General features: G+C 69.8%; 14 protein-coding genes and 5 pseudogenes. 9 read left to right on the forward strand and 10 right to left on the reverse strand.

Annotation, left to right across the window (positions count from 1 at the left end; genetic code table 11):
- The first annotated feature begins 20 nt into the window (after positions 1–20).
- The 4 genes from IEZ11_RS15865 (at position 21) to IEZ11_RS15880 (ending at position 3926) form a co-directional block, all read left to right on the forward strand.
- On the forward strand, positions 21–725 hold the full coding sequence (locus IEZ11_RS15865) for a response regulator transcription factor (protein ID WP_189263368.1): 705 nt from the start codon (positions 21–23) through the stop codon (positions 723–725).
- Complete coding sequence (locus IEZ11_RS15870) at positions 718–1788, forward strand: sensor histidine kinase (RefSeq protein ID WP_189263369.1); 1071 nt, start codon at positions 718–720, stop codon at positions 1786–1788. The genes IEZ11_RS15865 and IEZ11_RS15870 overlap by 8 nt, the downstream gene beginning before the upstream one ends.
- Positions 1789–1892: 104 nt before the next feature.
- Complete coding sequence (locus IEZ11_RS15875; RefSeq protein WP_189263370.1) at positions 1893–3305, forward strand: alpha/beta hydrolase; 1413 nt, start codon at positions 1893–1895, stop codon at positions 3303–3305.
- A 171-nt stretch (positions 3306–3476) separates the two neighbouring features.
- Entirely contained in the window at positions 3477–3926 is a 450-nt protein-coding gene (locus IEZ11_RS15880) for a hypothetical protein (protein WP_189263486.1), read from the forward strand.
- 14 nt (positions 3927–3940) lie between these two features.
- On the opposite strand, the gene IEZ11_RS15885 is transcribed toward IEZ11_RS15880, so the two are convergent.
- On the reverse strand, positions 3941–4711 hold the full coding sequence (locus IEZ11_RS15885; RefSeq protein WP_189263371.1) for a DUF1775 domain-containing protein: 771 nt from the start codon (positions 4709–4711) through the stop codon (positions 3941–3943).
- Between the two features lie 77 nt (positions 4712–4788).
- Between IEZ11_RS15885 and IEZ11_RS15890 the strand changes: the two genes are divergently transcribed.
- Entirely contained in the window at positions 4789–5100 is a 312-nt protein-coding gene (locus IEZ11_RS15890) for a hypothetical protein (RefSeq protein WP_189263372.1), read from the forward strand.
- A gap of 544 nt (positions 5101–5644) precedes the next feature.
- Positions 5645–6688 (forward strand): cation diffusion facilitator family transporter, encoded by a 1044-nt coding sequence (locus tag IEZ11_RS15895; RefSeq protein ID WP_189263373.1) that lies wholly within the window; start codon positions 5645–5647, stop codon positions 6686–6688.
- Positions 6689–6773: 85 nt separating this feature from the next.
- Here the strand turns inward: IEZ11_RS15895 and IEZ11_RS15900 are convergent, their stop codons facing one another.
- From IEZ11_RS15900 to IEZ11_RS15910, 3 genes and pseudogenes are all read right to left on the reverse strand, one after another.
- Positions 6774–7532, reverse strand: a complete 759-nt coding sequence (locus IEZ11_RS15900; protein ID WP_189263374.1) for a class II aldolase/adducin family protein — start codon at positions 7530–7532, stop codon at positions 6774–6776.
- Between the two features lie 82 nt (positions 7533–7614).
- Positions 7615–8405: pseudogene (locus IEZ11_RS15905) on the reverse strand (sodium:solute symporter family transporter); the annotation flags it as partial.
- A 72-nt stretch (positions 8406–8477) separates the two neighbouring features.
- Positions 8478–8783: pseudogene (locus IEZ11_RS15910) on the reverse strand (zinc ribbon domain-containing protein); the annotation flags it as partial.
- 36 nt (positions 8784–8819) lie between these two features.
- Here IEZ11_RS15910 and IEZ11_RS15915 point away from each other — a divergent pair.
- On the forward strand, positions 8820–10256 hold the full coding sequence (locus tag IEZ11_RS15915) for a recombinase family protein (protein WP_189263375.1): 1437 nt from the start codon (positions 8820–8822) through the stop codon (positions 10254–10256).
- Between the two features lie 911 nt (positions 10257–11167).
- On the opposite strand, the gene IEZ11_RS15925 is transcribed toward IEZ11_RS15915, so the two are convergent.
- The gene (locus IEZ11_RS15925) at positions 11168–11404 is read right to left on the reverse strand and encodes a hypothetical protein (protein WP_189263377.1); all 237 of its coding nucleotides are present in this window, start codon (positions 11402–11404) and stop codon (positions 11168–11170) included.
- Between the two features lie 153 nt (positions 11405–11557).
- Between IEZ11_RS15925 and IEZ11_RS15930 the strand changes: the two genes are divergently transcribed.
- Positions 11558–12727: a helix-turn-helix domain-containing protein gene (locus IEZ11_RS15930; RefSeq protein WP_229713041.1), complete on the forward strand. Its 1170-nt coding sequence runs from the start codon at positions 11558–11560 to the stop codon at positions 12725–12727.
- 33 nt (positions 12728–12760) lie between these two features.
- Here IEZ11_RS15930 and IEZ11_RS15935 read toward each other — a convergent pair.
- From IEZ11_RS15935 to IEZ11_RS15945, 3 genes and pseudogenes are all read right to left on the reverse strand, one after another.
- Positions 12761–13651, reverse strand: a pseudogene (locus tag IEZ11_RS15935) (RNA-guided endonuclease InsQ/TnpB family protein); the annotation flags it as partial.
- A 102-nt stretch (positions 13652–13753) separates the two neighbouring features.
- Positions 13754–15505 carry a group II intron reverse transcriptase/maturase gene (gene ltrA, locus IEZ11_RS15940; RefSeq protein WP_189263379.1) on the reverse strand — a complete coding sequence of 584 codons (1752 nt, stop codon included), beginning with the start codon at positions 15503–15505 and terminating at the stop codon, positions 13754–13756.
- A gap of 822 nt (positions 15506–16327) precedes the next feature.
- Positions 16328–16828, reverse strand: a pseudogene (locus IEZ11_RS15945) (sodium:solute symporter family transporter); the annotation flags it as partial.
- 216 nt (positions 16829–17044) lie between these two features.
- On the opposite strand from IEZ11_RS15945, the pseudogene IEZ11_RS50810 reads away from it, so the two are divergent.
- A pseudogene (locus IEZ11_RS50810) lies at positions 17045–17242 on the forward strand (helix-turn-helix domain-containing protein); the annotation flags it as partial.
- Here IEZ11_RS50810 and IEZ11_RS15955 read toward each other — a convergent pair.
- Positions 17232–18098 (reverse strand): carbohydrate ABC transporter permease, encoded by an 867-nt coding sequence (locus IEZ11_RS15955; RefSeq protein WP_229713042.1) that lies wholly within the window; start codon positions 18096–18098, stop codon positions 17232–17234. The pseudogene IEZ11_RS50810 and the gene IEZ11_RS15955 overlap by 11 nt on opposite strands.
- 6 nt (positions 18099–18104) lie before the next feature.
- Positions 18105–19103, reverse strand: a complete 999-nt coding sequence (locus IEZ11_RS15960; RefSeq protein ID WP_189263380.1) for a carbohydrate ABC transporter permease — start codon at positions 19101–19103, stop codon at positions 18105–18107.
- Between the last annotated feature and the right edge of the window lie 73 nt (positions 19104–19176).

Genomic DNA, 19176 nt, shown 5'->3' on the forward strand with positions numbered 1-19176 from the left:
AGGCTCGTAGCCTCGACGGCATGCGTGTGCTCATCGTCGAGGACGAGCCCTACCTGGCCGAAGCCGTGCGCGACGGTCTGCGTCTGGAGGCGATCGCGGCCGACATCGCGGGGGACGGGGACACGGCGCTGGAGCTGCTGGGTGTCAACGCCTATGACATCGCCGTCCTCGACCGTGACATCCCCGGACCGTCCGGTGACGAGGTCGCCGCCCGCATCGTCGCCTCCGGCAGCGGTATGCCGATCCTGATGCTCACCGCGGCCGACCGGCTCGACGACAAGGCGTCCGGGTTCGAACTCGGCGCCGACGACTACCTCACGAAGCCCTTCGCGCTCCAGGAACTCGTCCTCAGGCTCCGGGCGCTCGACCGCAGACGCGGCCACAGCAGGCCGCCGGTGCGGGAGATCGCGGGTGTGCGCGTGGACCCGTTCCGCAGGGAGGTCCACCGGGACGGCCGCTGTGTCGCGCTGACCAGGAAGCAGTTCGCGGTGCTCGACGTCCTCGTGGCCGCCGAGGGCGGTGTGGTCAGCGCCGAGGAGCTCCTGGAACGCGCGTGGGACGCGAACGCCGACCCGTTCACCAACGCCGTGCGCATCACCGTGTCGGCCCTGCGCAAACGGCTCGGCGAACCCTGGATCATCGCCACCGTGCCGGGCGTCGGCTACCGCATCGACAGCCGGCCGCCGGCGGCCGGCCGGGACCAGGAGGACGGCGGGCGTGGCTAGGGCACCCGGGTGGAGCGTCCGCTTCCGGCTCACCCTCAGCTATGCCGGGTTCCTCCTGGTCGCCGGCGTGCTGCTGCTCTCGGCCACGTGGGTGTTCCTGAACCGGGTGAACCACGTCGGCCTCATCCTCATGCCCGGCTACCGCTACGCCGTCCTGCGCGCCTTCGCCCCGACCGCGGCCGTCGTGCTGACGTTCCTGCTGGTGTTCGGTCTCGCGGGCGGGTGGCTGCTCGCCGGCCACATGCTCGCCCCGCTGACCCGGATCACGGACGCCACCCGCACGGCCGCGGACGGGTCGCTCTCCCACCGGATCCGGCTGCCGGGCCCCAACGACGAGTTCCGCGAACTGGCCGACGCCTTCGACACGATGCTGGCCCGGCTCGAAGCCCACGTCGCCGGACAGCAGCGGTTCGCCGCCAACGCCTCGCACGAGCTGCGCACCCCGCTGGCGATCTCGAAGGCGTTGCTCGACGTGGCCCGCGCCGACCCGGACCACGACACCGGCGAGATCCTCGGCCGCCTGCACGCCGTCAACACCCGGGCGATCGAGCTGACCGAGGCGCTGCTCCTGATCAGCCGCGCGGACCAGCGGTCCTTCACCCGGGAACCCGTCGACCTGTCCCTCCTGGCGGAGGAGGCCACCGAGACCCTGCTCCCCCTCGCGGAGAAGCACCGCGTCACCCTGGAGACCGGCGGCGAGATCACCCCCGCGAGCGGATCGGCGGCGCTGCTGCTCCAGCTGACCACGAACCTCGTGCACAACGCGATCGTCCACAACCTGCCCGGCCGGGGCACCGTGTGGGTACGCACCGGCGTCCGCCCCGGGGCCGCGGTGCTCACCGTCGAGAACACCGGCGAACAGGTCGCCCCCGAGCTGGCCGCGACCCTCACCGAACCGTTCCAGCGCGGCACCGAACGCACCCACGCCGACCACGCGGGCGTCGGTCTCGGCCTCGCGATCGTCAAGACCATCGCCCAGGCACACGACGGCACGCTCACCCTCACCCCGCGCCCCGCCGGCGGACTGCGCATCACCGTGGAACTGCCCGCACCCCAGGCCTAAATGTTGTGCACCATGTTGACCGCCGTAAGAAATTAGCCCTACATTCCTCGGTGCCTTCACTCGGCACGCCCAGCTCCCCGCCCCCACCCGCAAGGAGCACTTCCATGGCTGTCAGCACTCGTCCGCGCGTCTCCCGGAGCCGGCCGCGTATCACGCTCGCCGCTCTGGCCTCGCTCGCCGCGGCGGCCCTCATCGCCCTGCCCGCACCCGCCGCCGAGGCGGACACCCAGGTCACCGGCGGTCTCACCGGCACCCTCCCCGACGGCGCCACCTGGATCGCGGACGTCCCCGAGCACTGGAACGGCACCCTGCTGCTGTTCAGCCACGGCTTCGGCCCGACCGTCGCCAGGGACGCCCCCACCGACGCCGTCCGCACCGAACTGCTCGCCGAGGGCTACGCGCTGGCGGGATCGTCGTACGACCCCCATGGCTCGATGTGGGCCCTGGACAGCGCCGAACGCGACCAGTTCGCCACCCTCGGCGCGGTCACCGCGAGGATCGGCACACCGCGGCGCACGCTCGCCATCGGCCAGTCCATGGGCGGGCTCGTGAACGCGCAGCTGGCCCGGGACGGCGCCGGCCGGATCGACGGCGCGCTCGGCCAGTGCGGCCTGGTCGCGGGCGCGACGGACCTGGACAACTACCAGCTGGACGCCGAGTACACCGTCGCCCGGCTGCTGTTGCCGGCGCAGGACGTGCGACTGGTCCGCTTCGGCTCCGCCGACCAGGCCGCCGCCACCGCGGACACGCTCACCGCCGCCGTCACCGCCGCACAGGCGACCCCGCAGGGCCGTGCCCGGATCGCGCTCGCCGCCGCCTTCCTGAACCTGCCCGCCTGGTCCCCCGGAAAGACCGCGCCCGGCGCGACGGACTGGGCGGGCCAGGAGGCGCAGCAGTACGACTGGTTCGCCCAGGGCATCCTGGCGTTCGTCGAGGGCGGCCGGTACGCCGTCGAGCAGTCCGTCGGCGGCAACAACTCCTGGAACCGGGGCGTCGACTACGCCCGGCTGCTCGCCGGTTCCGAACACGCGCCCCAGGTCCGCGCCCTGTACCGGACGGCCGGGCTGGACCTGGGCGCCGACCTGCGGACGCTCACCGCGGGCGCCGGCGTCACCGCCGATCCCGCCGCGGTCCGTACCGCACGACGGACGTCCGCCGCGGGCCAGGGACTCGGGGTGCCGCTGCTCGACGTGCACACCACCGCCGACAACCTGGTCCCGGTGCAGCAGGAGAACCGCTTCGCCGCCCGGGTGCGCGCCGCGGGTGACGGCGCGCTGCTGCGGCAGGCGTACGTCGCACGGCAGGGCCACTGCGCCTTCACCACCGCCGAGACCCTGGCCGCCCTGCACGCCCTCGAACACCGCGTCGACACCGGCCGGTGGGACGACGCCGCGACACCCGCCGCGCTCCAGCGGTCCGCCACCGCGCTCGGCCTGGACGGGGCGGCGTACACGCCGTACCGCCCGGCGCGGTTGACGGTCGGCCGCGACCGCCCGGTACCCCCTGCCCGCCGCTGACCCGCCGCGACGAGGCCGGTACGGGCTCACCGTGACATACCGGGTGAACGGTCCCGGATGTTCGCCCGTACCCCTTGTCGTACGCCTGGCCGCCGGCCGCGGGCAGGACCCACCCGGAGACGGAGAGGCAACGTGTCGCAGCAGCCACGAGTCCAGCACACCGGCCGCCTGATGCGCGGCGCGGCGCTGGCCGCGACCCTGGCGTTCGTCCCACTGACCGCGGCCTGCGGCGGCGGTGACGACTCCACGGAGAGCGAGCGAAAGCGGTCGAGGACCGCCGTGACCGACGCCCCCGCGAACGGTGTCGTGGCGCCGGCCAAGGTCGAGGTGATCGCCGGCCTGACCGGCTGCACACCGAAGATCCGCATAGCCGCCTCGGAACTGCGCCAGGGCGTGTGCCACACGAAGAAGGTCGACTACCTCATCACCACCTTCCCCACCGACGAACTCAAGGAGACCTGGCTGGACTCCGCCTCCGGGTACGGTGGCAAGTACCTGGTCGGCACCCGGTGGATCGTCAGCGCCCAGCCGCAGCTGCTGGACGGGTTCCGCGACAGGCTCGGCGGCACGATCCGGCAACTGCGCGGCTTCGGCCCGGCAGCGGAACCGAGCGCGTCGTAGCGGACCGGCGGGGGTCAGCCCTGTGACGGCGGCGTGGTCCCGCGCCGCTTCGCCAGCCACCACCCTCCGGCGAGGAGCAGGGCCACCGCCGCGAGGACGGCGCTGATGACCACGCCGGTCGAACTGTTGTCGTCCGGCCGCGCGGCGTCGGCCTCGGTGGCGGTGCCGGTGGCGGTGGCGGTGGCGTCCGGCTCGGTGGCCGACGGGGTGGGCGACGGGGTGGGCGACGGGGTGGGCGTCGGGGTCCCGGTCGGGCCGGTGGTGGCGCCCGGGGCCGCCGGCTTCAACTTCAGGACCGGCGCGGGCTGTTCGGGCTCCGCGGCGCCGCCGGGCAGTTCGATCCAGCGGGAGACCTCGCCGTCGCTGTAGGTCTCGACCGTCTTGAAGGCGATCTCCTTCGCGTCCGGCAACTGCCGGACCCTGATGGTGTGTTCGGCGTCGACTCCGGCCTTCAGGGCGGGCCCGGCGATGCGGTAGCCGTCGCCCGTGGCCGTCAGCCGCCACCCCTTGGGCGCCTCGCCGAGCCGGACGTCACCGGGGGCGATGCCCTCGGGCAGCACGACGCGCAGTTCGGTGAAGCCTGCCGTGCCGGACTCGGCCTCGGAGACGAAGCTGAGGGTGACGTTCTCGGCCAGGGCCCGCGGGGTGTCGGCCTCGACCTCCGCGTGGGCGGCGGCCGGCGCGGCCAGGGCGAGCACGGCCGTCAGCGCGGCGGCACCGGCGAGAGCGGCACGGCGGCCGGCGCGGACCACCGGGTGACGGGGCGCGGGTGTGGGTGTGGACATGGGTGTGGACATGGGTGTGGGCACAGGGAGCTCCTTGCGGGTACGGGAGGTACCGGTCCCGTAGCCGCCGGGACCGGGTGACGCACGGGAGGTGCTCCCGGCGCGGTGGTCCCCTGCGCACCACCGCGTGCTCCAGTACGTCGTCCCCCGGCTTCGCCGCCGTCTCGGAGAAGGCACCCGGCCACCGGCCGGCGGGCGGGACGGACGCCGTCCGGCCGCTGTCACGGACCGGCCGCGGCAGCATCCGGGCCACGGCCGTCACGGCCGCCCCGGCGACCGTGCCCAGCACGGCGAGCGCGGCCGCCGTCCGGGCGTCCGCCCGGCACAGCAGCCAGGCCACGACCAGCGCGGCGACCACGTGGGCGGTGGTCATCGCCGCCCCGGCGTGATGCCAGGCGTGCCCGTCCCCGGCCGCGGTGTGCCCGGCGGGCATCGCCGCCGGGGCGCCGCCGTCCGCACCGGACAGCGCGAGGTGCAGCGCACCCTGCACGGCCAGCGTGCACAGGACGGTCGCGGCGGGCGTGCAGCGTCGGCGGGCCAGTGGCCCGACGGCCGTGAACTGGACGAGGGCCATCGCGCCCAACAGCCGCCAGGGCACCGCGCCCTCGGCGACCGTGTGATGGCCGAGGGCCGCGAGCACGGTGCCGAGCGCGGCGAACAGACCTGCCCGGACGCAGGTCTCCGCGCGACCGGTCAGGTGATCACGCGGCACGTTCGCCCCTCGACGACGGAGCGGGCCGGGTTCCCGGCGCGCCCCGGCAGCGTACCGACCTCTGCGCGCCGTCTGCCGCCACTCACCCGATCCGCATCGTTTCCGCAGGTCAGCCGCCCACTATCGGACATGACAACGGTCACCGGTGCAGCCTTTGGCGATTCCCGGACGGGTGGGTTTCACTGCGGGAGGGCACCCGTCGCGAGGGGGAAGACATCAGCATGAGCGAGCACGGCCACGAACACGGACACGGACACGACCACGGGCAGGACCACGGTTCCGGGCACGCCGGTCACTCCCACGGCGTCTCACCGGACGCCGACCGCCGCTGGCTGGCCATCGCCCTCACCCTCATCACCGGGTTCATGGCGGTCGAGGTCGTCGTCGGCATCGTCGCCGGTTCGCTGGCCCTGATCTCCGACGCGGCGCACATGCTCACCGACGCCGCCTCGATCGTCCTCGCGCTGATCGCCATGCGGCTGGCCGCCCGGCCGGCCAAGGGCGGCTTCACCTACGGCCTCAAGCGCGCCGAGATCCTCTCCGCCCAGGCCAACGGGCTGACCCTGCTCCTGCTCGGGGCGTGGCTGGCCTACGAGGCCGTACGCCGGCTGGTCTCCCCGCCCGAGGTCGAGGGCGGCCTGATGCTCGCCACCGCGCTCGTCGGCATCGTGGTGAACGTGGCCGCGACCTGGTGCCTGTCCAGGGCCAACCGTTCGTCGCTCAACGTCGAGGGCGCCTACCAGCACATCCTCAACGACCTGTTCGCCTTCATCGGCACCGCGATCGCCGCCCTGATCGTCGTCCTGACCGGCTTCGCCCGCGCCGACGCCATCGCCACCCTCGTGGTGGTCGCCCTGATGGTGAAGGCCGGCTACGGGCTGCTGCGCGAGTCCGGCCGCATCTTCCTGGAGGCGGCACCGGCGCACGTCGACCCGGACGCCCTGGGTGACAAGCTGGTCGCCGAGCCGAAGGTCGTCGAGGTCCACGACCTGCACGTCTGGCAGATCACCTCCGGCCAGGCCGCCCTGTCCGCGCACATCCTGGTCGAGCCCGGCGGCGACTGCCACGCCGTCCGCCGCGACCTGGAGGAACTCCTGCGCCACGACCACGGCATCACCCACACCACCCTCCAGGTCGACCACGCCTCCGCCGCCGTGCTCCAGGGCGCCCAGCCCGGCGACCGCGACCTGCTCCCCCTGGACGACGACGGCCACTGCGAGGAGTCGCACGGGCCGGTCCACCGGGACGAGCCGCACGAGCACTGACCGCTTCGCGGGGGGGGCGCCGCGATACGCCGTCTGCCGCGCCGTCGTGGCTGGTCGCGCAGTTCCCCGCGCCCCTTCGGGGCGCTCAGTCCCTGTGGTCCGGGGCGATGCGGTCGGCGAGCCGGAGGAGGGCCGACCAGGCGAGTTCGGCGGCCCGGTCGTCCTGGAGGTCGGATCCGTGCTCCTCGCCCGTCAGCTGGCGGGCGGTGAGCTCGCAGACCTCGGGGTCGGGAAGGACGAGCTTGGCGCCCCCGGCCATGGCCGTGGTCTGAATCTCGCAGGCCTTGTCCAGGTAGTACATGCGCAGGAACGCCTGGCCGGGCGTCTCGCCGACGGTCAGCAGGCCGTGGTTGCGCAGCAGCAGTGCCGGGTGGCCGCCGAGGTCGGCGACCAGCCGCCGCTGCTCGGCGAGGTTGAGGGCGACGCCCTCGTAGGCGTGGTGGCCGAGCCTGCCCCAGAACTCCATGGAGATCTGGTTGAGCGGGAGCAGGCCGTCCTCCTGGGCGGCGACCGCGCAGCCGGCCCTGGTGTGGGTGTGCAGGACGCACTGGGCGTCCGCGCGGGCGGCGTGGATCGCGCTGTGGATGACGAACCCGGCCGGGTTGACGGGGTGCGGGGTCTCCTCGACCGGGTTGCCGGACAGGTCGATCTTCACCAGGTTCGAGGCGGTGATCTCCTCGAAGAGCAGGCCGTAGGGGTTGATCAGGAAGTGGTGCTCCGGGCCCGGGAGCCGTACCGAGATGTGCGTGAAGATCAGGTCGGTCATCCGGAAGTGCGCCACCAGCCGGTAGACGGCGGCGAGTTCACGGCGCAGACGGAGTTCTTCCGAGGCGGGGGTGGGCATCGGGGGACCTTTCGGCGGGGTACGGGCACGTGCGGGCGCCGGTGCGTGGTGCGGTGCGGGTGCGTGATGCGGGGGCGGTGGGTCAGGCGGCGCTGAGTTCGGGGGCCGCGGTGGCAGGGGCGGGCTCGCCCGCCAGGCGGCGGCGCCAGGTCTCCAGGACCGCCTCCTCGGTCGGCCTGGTCGCGAGGCTGACCCCGACGTAGGCGACGAGGCTGGCGAGCAGGCCGTAGTAGATCGGCTCGTTGGCGAGCAGGCCGTCGGTGAACATGAGGGTGACCACCGTCGTGCCACCCGCGATCATCGCGGTCAGCGCGCCCGGCAGGTTGCCGCGCCGCCAGACCAGGCCGCCGAGGATCGGCACCAGCAGGCCGCCGACCAGCAGGTTGTAGGCGACGGTGAGCGCCGCGATGACGTCCCCGAGGACACAGGCGATGCCCATGGCGACGACGCCCAGGACGCCGATGGCGAGCCGGTTGGAGCTGATCTCGTCGTGGTCCCCGGACACCGTGCGGCGGCGCAGCCGGGCCCAGATGTCGTTGTTCGCGACGGTCGCGGAGGCGATCAGGGCGCCGCTGGCGGTGGACATCATCGCGGACAGCGCGGCGGCCAGCACCAGGCCCCGGACGCCGGTGGGCAGGACGTGCCTGACGATGGTGGCGAAGGCCTGGTCGGCGTCGGCCAGGTTCGGGTAGAGGGTCTTCGTCGCCATCCCGATGAACGCGCCGGCCAGGGCGTAGGCCAGGCAGTACACACCGGCGACGGTGCCGCCCCAGGAGGCGACCCTGTCGCTGCGGGCGGTGAAGACGCGCGTATGGGGAGGTATGGCCGGTCCTGCCCGATCAGCATGCCGAAGGTAAAGATCAGGATGGAGGTGGGCGAGAATTGACATGCTCCTCGCCCTGAAGGGGCGAGGATTCCGGCCTTCCTTGACTGGTTGCTGTGCCGCTACGCGGCACGGTTTCCGGTCGGGAATCCGTGGCTTCCTGTTTCTTCGCGCTGTGCCGGGATTACTCCTGGTCTTACCGGCGCTCCGCAGGCCGATACCGCCAGTCCGGCGGCCGTCTTCACGTTGATCGCGGCGTTGGTGTCCCGGTCGTGGACGGTACCGCAGGCGGTACAGGTCCATTCCCGCACGTTCAGGGGTTTGGGTCCGTCCTTGGCGCCGCAGGTGGAACAGGTCTGGGAGGTCGGTGTGAACCGGCCGATCTTGACCAGAGTGCGGCCGTACCGGGCGGCTTTGTACTCCAGCATGTCACGAATGTCAGTGGTCGTTCATACAGTCTAGATATGACTCGACAGCCAGCAACTTCCAAGCAGGACAGTGTAGTTGGTGAGGATGCGGCGATCTACTGCCGGATATCGCAGGCTGGGGACGACGACCAGACGGGGGTGGACCGTCAGGAACGGATCTGCCGGGAGGTGGCGGAGCGGCTGGGGGCGCGGGTGGCGGATGTGTTTGTGGACAACAACCGCTCCGCGTGGCGGCGCAACCGCAAGCGGCCGGGCTGGGACGCGTTACTGGTGCGGATGGGCGAGGGCGCGTACCGGCATGTGATCGTCTACCACCCCGACCGGCTGATGCGGCAGCCCAAGGACCTCGAAAAGCTCCTGACCATCGCGGACGATCAGCACGTGGTGCTGCACGGGCAGGCCAACCGCAAGGACCTATCGGACCCGGACGACCGGTTCATCCTGCGTATCGAGGTGGCGCACGCCTGCCGTTCCTCCGATGACACCTCCCGCCGCACCCGAGCCGCGCTGGAGGACCGGGCCCGCGCCGGGAAGCCGCACGGGGGACGCCGCTACGGCTACGCCAAGGACGGTTACACCGTGATCGAGGAGGAGGCCGAGGTTGTCCGGGAGGTCTTCCGCCGCTTCCTGGACGGAGAGACGGCCAGCGCCATAGCCAAGGACCTGCACGCACGCCAGCTCACGACGGCCGAAGGGGCGCAGTGGCAGCCCAACAAGGTCCGCAATCTGCTGTCCGTGCCGTACGTGGCGGGAATCCAGATGCACCGGGGCCAGCGGATCGGCATGGGCGAGTGGCCCGCGCTCATTGACGTGGGCCAGTGGGAGGAGGTTCAGCAGCTCCGCGCCTACCGGGCTGCGCACAGCGGCAAGAGCACTGCCGAGCACCGCTACTACCTGCTGCGCGGGGTGGTGATGTGCACCTGCGGCATGCGGATGTCAGGCAGCAGCAACCGGATCAAGCCGATCTACCGGTGCACCCGGGCCGCCGCCTACGGCCAGGAGCGCTGCACCCGCGCCATCACCGCCGAGCCGCTCGAAGCCTTCACCCGGGACGTGGCGCTTGAGGTGCTGGAGAAGCTCGACATCACCGGACGCCAGCCCGCCACCACCATCCGGCCGTCACAGGACGTGGCCGCCGACGAGGACGACGCCGCGCAACTCGCGGAGCTGAATCAGATGTGGTTGTCCAAGGAGATCCCGACCCCGGAATACCGGTCCATGCGCCGCGTCATCGAGGAAAGGATCAAGGAGCGGCAGCGCCGGACCGTGCAGCGGCCCGTAGCGGTGCTCGACGGCATCGTAGGGCCGGACGCGCGCAAGAACTGGCGACGGCTGGAGGAGGAGAAGGACTACGCCCGTATGAACGCCGTCTTCCGCTTCCTGTTCGCCGCTGTGATCATCCACCCCACGAGCAAGCGGGGCCAGGGGCTGGACTTCGACCGCATAGAGATCGAGCCCAACCCGCTCGACTAGGTCGTCAGTCATCGTTATGAGGGCCGAGGAGCCGTGCGAGCCGTGCCGCGCTCTTCGGTCCTATCCGTGCCGGGAACTTCGCCGCCTGTCGTCTGACGGCCCGTGTGCGTTGATCGTCATGGGAACGCTGGGCGCGCAACCTGGGTATGCCTCCGTGTCGGTGGTGTGGGTGGGTCGCGGCAGTCCATGGCGTTGCTCCCTTCGCTTCGGTCGTCACTCGTCCTTACATGATGCCAGCGGGGCTTGACAGAAGTGGCTCCAATAACGCCGCCTGAAATCACGGCAGTTACTCCGCCCCTGGCGTGAGCAACCGGCATCGGTCGAAACAGCCTTTACTTCCTCAAGGGCGCGCCTGCGGCGCGCCGGGCCACCCGGCCGCCCCGACCGGGCATGCGGCGTGACCGCCGGTCCCGTCCGGTCGCCGGTCGCCCCGCACCGCAGCACGCCAGAGGAAGAGAACGTCGACCAGCCGTCTCGGCCCGGGACGTGGTGGGCTGGGGGTCGACGGCCTCCGAGACTTTAGGCAGCCACCATGGGGCGAGCCTCGAAGAACAGGGGGCCGATCGGGCTATTGCGGGCAGTTCCCAAGAGACTGCCCGATCCGCTGGCGAGCGTAAGGCCCCCTGTTCACTCGCCCCATGGCAGCTCCCGCCCAAAGTCTCTGCGGCCGGCGACGTGCCCACCTGCACCGCTCACCGGGGAGAAGACGTGTCAGTCGGCGTCCTGATCGCCGAGGAGGAGTTCGTCCCCTGTGGGGAAGCGGGCGGTGCCGCCCTCCTCCCAGGAGACCACGACGGCCAGCCCGCCCATCGGTCCCCGGTCGGCCTTCACCGTCTTCACCCTGCGCCACTGACCCTCGTAACCGATCACATCACCGGGGACGACGAGGGCTGCACGTTTCGTCGGGACGCCTAATCGGTCTCGGCGCGCCGGACGTGGTCCAAAGGGGTGTCCCACTCGATGCCACCCCCTCGCGGGCGGATGTACGCGGTCCGGCTGACGATCCGGCCGGAGTCCTTCAGCCGTTCCTCGATCACGTCCTGGAGCTCACCCGTGCGTCCCGAGGCTCTGTCTTCGACGAGCGTGCCCTGCGGGTACGGCAGGGTGCCGTAGTCGAGCATCGTGGCTGGCTTCTCAATCTGTGTCATGAGTCCTCGTCCCACCTGGGCATACGTGTGTCACCCAAGAGAACTCCCGTTGTGCAGAACCAACTTGCACAGCTCTTGCACAACGGCCGGGGGCGGGAGGGGTGGGGTGAGACGATGGGACGCAACGGACGTCGAGCGGGGAAGACGTACAGGATGAGCGCGATCAGGATTCCCGGACCCGGTACGAACGTGGCCGTCTGCCGCAAGGCACGCGGCCTCAGCCAGGTCGCCCTTGCCCGGCGGGCAGGTGTGTCGGTTTCACTGCTCAGCAAGATCGAGATCGGCGACCGTGCCCTCACACAGGGCATCGCCGCGTCCCTCGCACAGGCCATGGGGCTCACGCTCGACGAGCTGTTGGGTACGGAACCCGTCGCCAGGACGGACGAGGCGAGCCTGGCCGCGCTCAACTACGCCATCCGGCGCTTCGACATCCCGGACGCCCCGCCACCGCATCCCGAGGACCTCCCGCGCGAACTGGACCGGCTGAACGAGTACCGCTACCGCACCGAACTGGGGGCAGTCCTTCAGGAGCTGCCCGGGGTGCTGGCGAAGTCGACCAACTACGCGCACGCCACACAGTCGCCCGACGCGTGGACCCGGGTCGCCGACACGTATTCGGTGGTGTATTGGCTCGCCGCCAGGTTCCGTTGGATGCACCTGGCCGAACTGGCCGTCATGAAGCAGAGGCTGGCTTCAGAACGTGCTCACCCGATCGCCGCCACGGTGGCCGCCCGGGACGAGGCCGGGACGTTCCTCAACTCGGGAGACTTCGCGGGCGGGATGGCGATCGTCGACCGCGCGATCGTCGAGGCCGAGTCCACACTGGAGGGTCGCGACCGCGCGTTCGGCCTGGGCATCCTGCACCTGCGGGGGCTCACGCTGGCCGGTCGGCTGAAGGACGAGGCCGCCGCCGGGGAGCACATCCGGGCGGCATGGCGGACGGCCGAGGACTACGGCGGGGACGCCGACGAGCACGGCATCCACTTCGGGCCGGACCAGACCGCCACCCACGTCATCTCGACGTACTCCGACATGGACCAGCACCGCCGAGCGCTGGACACAGCGGACGACCTCATCCGGGAGGGCACCTCACTGCCCGCGACCCGCATCGGCCCGTTGCACATGAACCTGGGCCGGTCGCATCTGGCCCTGGGCGACCGGGACTCCGCCCTCGAAGCCCTCGAAGAGGCCTGGAACATCGCTCCCGAGATGGCCCGCGTTCACCCGACGAGCCAGGAGCTCATGCGGGTGCTGACCTCACTGCACCGCCGCAGCAACCCGAGGCTGACACGGCTGGCCAAGCGCGCTGGTCTGCCTTTCTGACCCCAGGAAGTCAAGACTGCATGAACGACCCTTGACGAATGACGACCAGCCCGCGTCATGGACGGACTTGGCCAGCCTGGTGCGAGCCAGTCCCGCCACCGACAGGTCCTCCACGGCGATCCCTTGGTTCTCGGAGATCAGCCTGGTGGAGAGCTGGTGGTGGAACTCACGGCGTGCGTCGGCGACTTTAGCGTGGGCGCGGGCGACTCTCACCCGTGCCTTGGCCCGGTTCTTCGATCCCTTCTGCTTGCGGGACAGCTCCTTGTGAGCTTTCTTCAGTTTCTTCTCCGCGCGCCGCAGAAAGCGCGGGGAGTCGATCTTCGTACCGTCGGAGAGGACCGCGAAGTGGGTGAGGCCGAGATCGATGCCTATGGTGCGGTCAGTCTCCGGCATTCGCGCCTGGTCAGCGGCGGGGTCGGTGTCGATGACGAAGGAGGCGAAGAACCTGTCGGCCGCATCCTTGATGACGGTGACGGAGGTGGGGGTGGTGGGCAGGGTGCAGGACCACTTCACCTTCACCGCGCCGATCTTCGGCAGGCTCAGACGGCCACCGTCGGTGATGTTCCAGCGCGCGTTGGCGGTGAACCTGACCGACTGCGCCGCGTCCTTGCGGGACTTGAAGCGCGGCGCACCCAGTTTCGGACCCTTCCTGACGCCGCTGAGGGAGGCGAAGAAGTTGCGGTACGCGGTTTCCGCATCCCGTAGGGACTGCTGGAGCACCACAGCGGAGACCTCGCCCAGCCAGGACCGCGTCTTCGTCTGCTTCGCTTCGGTGATCAGCTTCCGGGACAGTTCCCCGGCCGCCGGGAACGGTCGCCCGGCCTTTCGCGCGTCTTCACGGGCTCGGACCGCGTCGTTGAACACGACACGGGCGCACCCGAACGCCCTGGCCAGCGCGGCCTGCTGAGCGGCATCGGGGTACAAGTCGGGTAGCCGGGATGCATTACTGCATCCCGGCCCCCTCAGAACCGTGCGTGCACCTTTCAATGCACACGGCTCAAGCTCGCCCCATGGGCCAGCGCAGTTTCACTTGGCCTGCACGCCATCTTGAGCGTGTAGCTGTCGGTGGCATGCGGAGTGCACGAGACGGAGATTGGTTCGATCGTCGGAGCCGCCGTCTCGCCGGTAAACGAAGTGATGCTTGTGCAGCATCTTCTTCGAGGCCGCGAACCAGTTGATCCACTCGCGTGGGCTGTCCGGTTCGTACTCGGCCCCGGCGATGAGCGCCTGATTGCAGAGTGGGCAGAGCCCCTTCTGCTTGTACGCCAAGGACAGACTCACTTTGTCCATCGGCGGTGGCGCCTTTTTGCGGCGGCGTCCTTGCCAGTACTCGGCCAGGGCGGGGTCGTCGGGGGATGCCGCACCCTTCACCTGCACGTGGCGGACAATCCTGGTCCAGCCGAACTTGGGGAGGTAGGCGCCGCTGTTCCGGTCCCCGAACACCCACTTGTCGTTTCTGGACTCGTTGAACCTGCCGAAGTATCTGTTGGCTACCCAGACCCTCGACTTTCTCGGATGGCTCCGTTTCGCCCATTCCCAGAGCAGCCCCCACACATAGTGGTCGAGACTTGAGAATGTTTGAGAGGAAACCGCATTCCGGTAGTACGCCGACCATCCGCGGATGATCGGCGTCAGCGCCCTGAGCATTCCCGCCGCGTTGGAGCCGTACAGGCCCTTCACTTCGGTGCGTAGGGTTTCCCGGAGTCTCTTGACAGCGTCAGCGCTTGGCTTGATGAGTAGCTTTCCGTCATAGCGGCGGATGTTGAAGCCGAGGAAGTCGAACCCATCCTCCATGTGGACGATCCGGGTCTTCCCTTCGTTGAACCGCAGTCCTCTCGGCTCCAGCCATTCTGCCAACCGTTCCTTGATGCCTTCCGCTTCGGACTTGCTGTGGCACATGACCACGAAGTCATCCGCGTAACGGATCAGGATCGGAGTCCTGGGGGCGGCCTTCGGCTCGTATGTCTTCGCCTCGGCTCCCCAGTACCGGCACCCTGCTGCCTCTTCCATCCCGTGCAGTGCCACATTCATCAGCAGCGGACTGATCACACCGCCCTGCGGAGTTCCCTCCTCGGTTGGTGTGAAGCGGCCCTCTTCGACGACACCGGCGCTCAGCCACGCCCGGATGAGACTCCGGCCGGGGAATCCCCCGACAGCGTCCATCAGGCGAGGATGGTCGATGCGGTCGAATGCCGCTGACAGGTCGGCGTCGAGAACCCAGAGGCGTTTGGCGTTCTTGCGTGCCGTCGCCCCGAAAATGGCCTCGATTGCGTCGTGGCATCCTCTGCCCGGCCGGAAACCATACGACCGGGGTTCGAAACGGGCCTCCCACTCGGGTTCCAGCGCATTTTTGACGCGTGCCTGCATGGCCCGGTCTAGAATCGTCGGAATACCGAGTGGGCGTTGCTTCCCGTTGCTTTTCGGGATGTACACCCGTCTGACCGGCATGGCTCGCCAGGGCTCTTCGACCCGATGGACCTCTGATGCGAGATTCCAGCGGGCCTCGGGCGTTACCGCCTTCTTCCTGTCGACGCCGGCCGTCTTGCGGCCAGTACTCAGCTGGGACACTCGTCTCACGCTCACCAGCGTGTTGGAGTAGCTCCGCAGCATGAGCTTTTGAAGATTTCTGACCTTGGGCCAGTCTTCTTCCTGCGCGGCCTTGAAGATCCGCTGTCTCAGTCGCCGTACTTCCCCCTCGCATTGACTCCAGTCGATCTGGTGCCACAGCGTGGAGGCGTCCTCGGGTCCGTTCGCCGGGGCGAGCGGCAGAGCAGACATGTCCACCGTCCTTCCGGCGTCTAACTTGCCCCTCGGTTCGGGCTTCTTCTCAGTTCATTTCAAAGGCTTACCTGGTTCACGTCTGCTCCCTTTCGGGCCGGGGAAATCCCCGTATCCGGCAGGTTATACGGGCATGTTCGCCCGATTTCCCTTTCCCTTTCGGGGACCGGCATTCGCTTCTTGAACCATCCTGTCCGGCTGAAGAATTCCGCTCTCCTTGCGGTCGGCCTACCAGATCGCTCTGGACCTCAACCGGGTTTCCACGTTCCGCACCGTCAAGGTGCGTCCGGGGAGGGTGCCCCTTTTGCCCCGTGGCCAGCGGTGTTCACGAGCCTTGGGTCAAGACCCTCGGCTCCGCTTGACGCTTCCCGGCGTCCGGGCCATGACCGCCGCTCTTGCTCGACATCGGGCGGGTAACGCTGACGAGGTTTTGACAGGGGTTCACTTTCGTTCACCCTTCCGAACTGTCCCTCGGCCTGTGACGTCAGATGCCTTGACGTTCTTGGGCCTTGAGCGCTCAGCTTCACACCCCGCCGTTGCCAGCGACGCATGTGAGCGTGGGACCAGACCTCAGAACACTGGTCTGGGACAACCCCGTTGAAGCGGTGTTGTCCACTTGAGCGGTGCGACCTCGTGTCGCACCCTGAAGGCGTACCGGAGCTGCGTGACGATCACACTAGGCAAACCGAACCCGCGTCGTCACCGGGAACATGTGAACGACAAATCACCGTAACGAGCCGGGTCCGGCTCCGCCGGAACGCCACCGCGACGCTCCGCGTCGCAACCACAAGATTCGCTTCACCCCCGATCCGAAGGCCGGAACACTGCGAATGATTCCCGGTAGCCGTGCGGGAGCCGGTCGGCCACGGCGCCGAAGCCGCCCGCCCTGACCACCGCGATCGACAGCAGCATGACGAGCACGCCGAGGCTCTTCACAACGAACTGCACCATGTCGGTGAGCGTGATGGACCACATGCCGCCGAGCGCCGAGTAGCCCACGACGATCGTGCCGCCGACGCCCACCGCGACCCAGCGCGGCACGTCGAAGAGAACGTCGAAGACGCTGGCGTACGCGATCGTCGAGGTCACCGCCAGCATCAGGGTGTAGACCCCCATGACGAGACCGGAGATCACGCTGGCCGCGTCGCCGTAGCGGAGCGAGAGCATCTCGGCGACCGTGTAGACGCGCAGCCGGGCGATCCGGGCGGAGAAGAAGACGCTCAGTGCGAGCAGTCCGAGGCCGACGGCGGCCATGGTGCCGGTGCACATGAGGGGGCCGAGGCGTCTGCCAGCGACCAGAAAGTCGCTCTTGGATGCGGCACGCCCAGTCGGCACGGTCGGCACCACGGAGCTGGAGGACACCTCCCCTGCCTCGTCGACGGCGAGCTCCGACTCACCTCCGGCGTACAACTCCCCGACGACGCGGACGGCATCGACACGTCCGTACGGCGGGTGGTCGCCGCCGGGGTCGCCACGCTCGGCCTCGGTGTGACCCCCGTGCACGCCGAGGTGCCGCCGGTCCCGGCCGGCCAGCCGGGCGCCGAGGTCCTGCTCGACACCCTGCGCACCTGGCTCGCCCTGCACGGCAGCTGGGACCGTACCGCGACGGCCCTGGCCATCCACCGCAACACCGTCCGGCACCGCCTGGCCCGGGTGGCCGACCTGCTCGGCGTCGACCTCCAGGACCCCGGGGTCCGCATGGAACTCTGGTTCGCCCTGGAGTGGCTCAGCCCTTGACGGCCGAGCTGGCGACGCCCTGGACGAACCAGCGCTGGAAGAAGGCGAAGACGACCAGGACGGGCAGCACCAGGAGGACGCCGAAGGCGAGGATCTCGCCCCAGTCCACGGGCTGCTGGCCCTGGAAGACGCTCATCTCCAGCGGCAGGGGACGGACCGAGGGGTCGGAGACCATCAGGACCGGCCAGAGGAAGGAGCCCCACTGGGTGAGGAAGGTGAGGATCGCGACCGAGGCGAACGCGGGCTTCGACATCGGGACGACGATCGCGAAGAAGGTGCGCCAGGGGCCCGCGCCGTCCAGCCGGGCGGCCTCCTCGATGCTCGGCGGGATCGAGCGGAAGAACGTGTGGAACTGGTATATCGAGAAGGCGTTGGCGATGAACGGGACGGCCTGGATGTAGATCGTGTTGCGCTGGTCGTTGAAGAGGTAGAAGAGCGGGACCGCAACCGACTCGAACGGCACCAGCATCAGCAGCAGGACGAGCGTGAACACGGCTTCGCGGCCACGCCACTTCAGCCGGGACATGCCGTACGCGGCCATCGAGTTGACGAACAGGCCGCCGGTCACGACCACGAACGCGACGAGCAGCGAGACGCCCATGAAGCGCCAGAAGTAGCCGGTGCTGTCGGAGTTCAGGGCGTCGAGGACGTGGGCGTAGTTGGCGAGGGTGAGGTGGGTGGGGAGGAAGCCCGAGAGGCCGTTCAGTACCTGGTCGGAGGGCTTGAGGCTGCCGAGGAGGAGGTAGAGGACGGGGAGGACGAAGACGAACGCCAGGACGGTGAGGACGGCGTAGTCCGTGAAGCGGCGCAGGCGGCGGCGCGGTGCGCGGGTCGTGGCCATGGGGGTGGACGCCATCGGGGATCAGTCCTCGTTGTCGGGCCGGACGACGCGGCGCTGGACGATGGTCAGGGCGACGACGATCAGGAAGAAGACCACGGTGATCGCGGACGCCTGGCCGATGTTGTTCTGGTCGAAGGCGGTGGTGACGGCCTCGTACATGACCGTGCGGGTGGCGTCCTCGTCGAGGCCGCCGCCGTGGATGAGGACGTAGACCTGGTCGAAGACCCGGAAGGAGAGCACCGAGGTCAGCATGGCGACGAAGACCAGGGTGCCGCGGATGCCGGGCAGGGTGACGTGCCGGAACTGCTGCCACCGGGTGGCGCGGTCGAGTTCGGCGGCCTCGTAGAGCTCGCCGGGGATCTGCTGGAGGCCGGCCAGCAGGATGACCATCTGGAAGCCGACGCCCTGCCACACCGAGAGCACGATGACCGAGGCCATCGCGGTGGCCGCGTCGCCGAGCCAGTCGAAGGCGCCCCAGTTGCCGAACGTCACCGCGTGCAGGGCGGAGTTGAGCAGCCCCTGGTCGCTGCGGGCGAGGATCAGCCGCCAGATGACGGCGACCAGGGTCATCGGGAAGACGACCGGCATGAAGAACAGGGACCGGAACACGCCGATCGCCCTGAGCTTGCGGTTGAGCAGGATCGCCAGGCCCAGCGCGAGGCCCGTCTGGAGCGGTACGACGACCACCGCGAACGTCAGGTTGTTGAGCAGCGCCCGCAGGAACGGGCCGGACAGGTCCGGGTCGGTGAACAGCCGCCGGTACTGCTCCAGGCCGAAGAACCTGGGCGCGAGCGGTGAGCCCAGGCGCACGTTGTAGAAGGAGAGGACGACGGCGTAGCCGAACGGGATGCCGACGAAGGCCACGAGGCCGGCGACGGCGGGCGTGGACATGAGCAGTCCGTGCAGCCAGTCCCGGTTCCTGGTCCTGGGCCGCCCGGCGCGCGCCGGCTTCACGGAGGTCACGGGTGGTCCTTCCTGGCTGCGGGAGGGCGCTGCGTGCGCGGGTTCCACGGTCTTCACGGTGGGGGTCCTGTTCCGGTCCTGTCGCCGGCCGGGGCGGGTGCGCCGCCCGTGGCGTCGTACGCGCACCCGC

Source organism: Streptomyces fuscichromogenes (assembly GCF_014645815.1).
Taxonomy (GTDB): Bacteria; Actinomycetota; Actinomycetes; order Streptomycetales; family Streptomycetaceae; genus Streptomyces; species Streptomyces fuscichromogenes.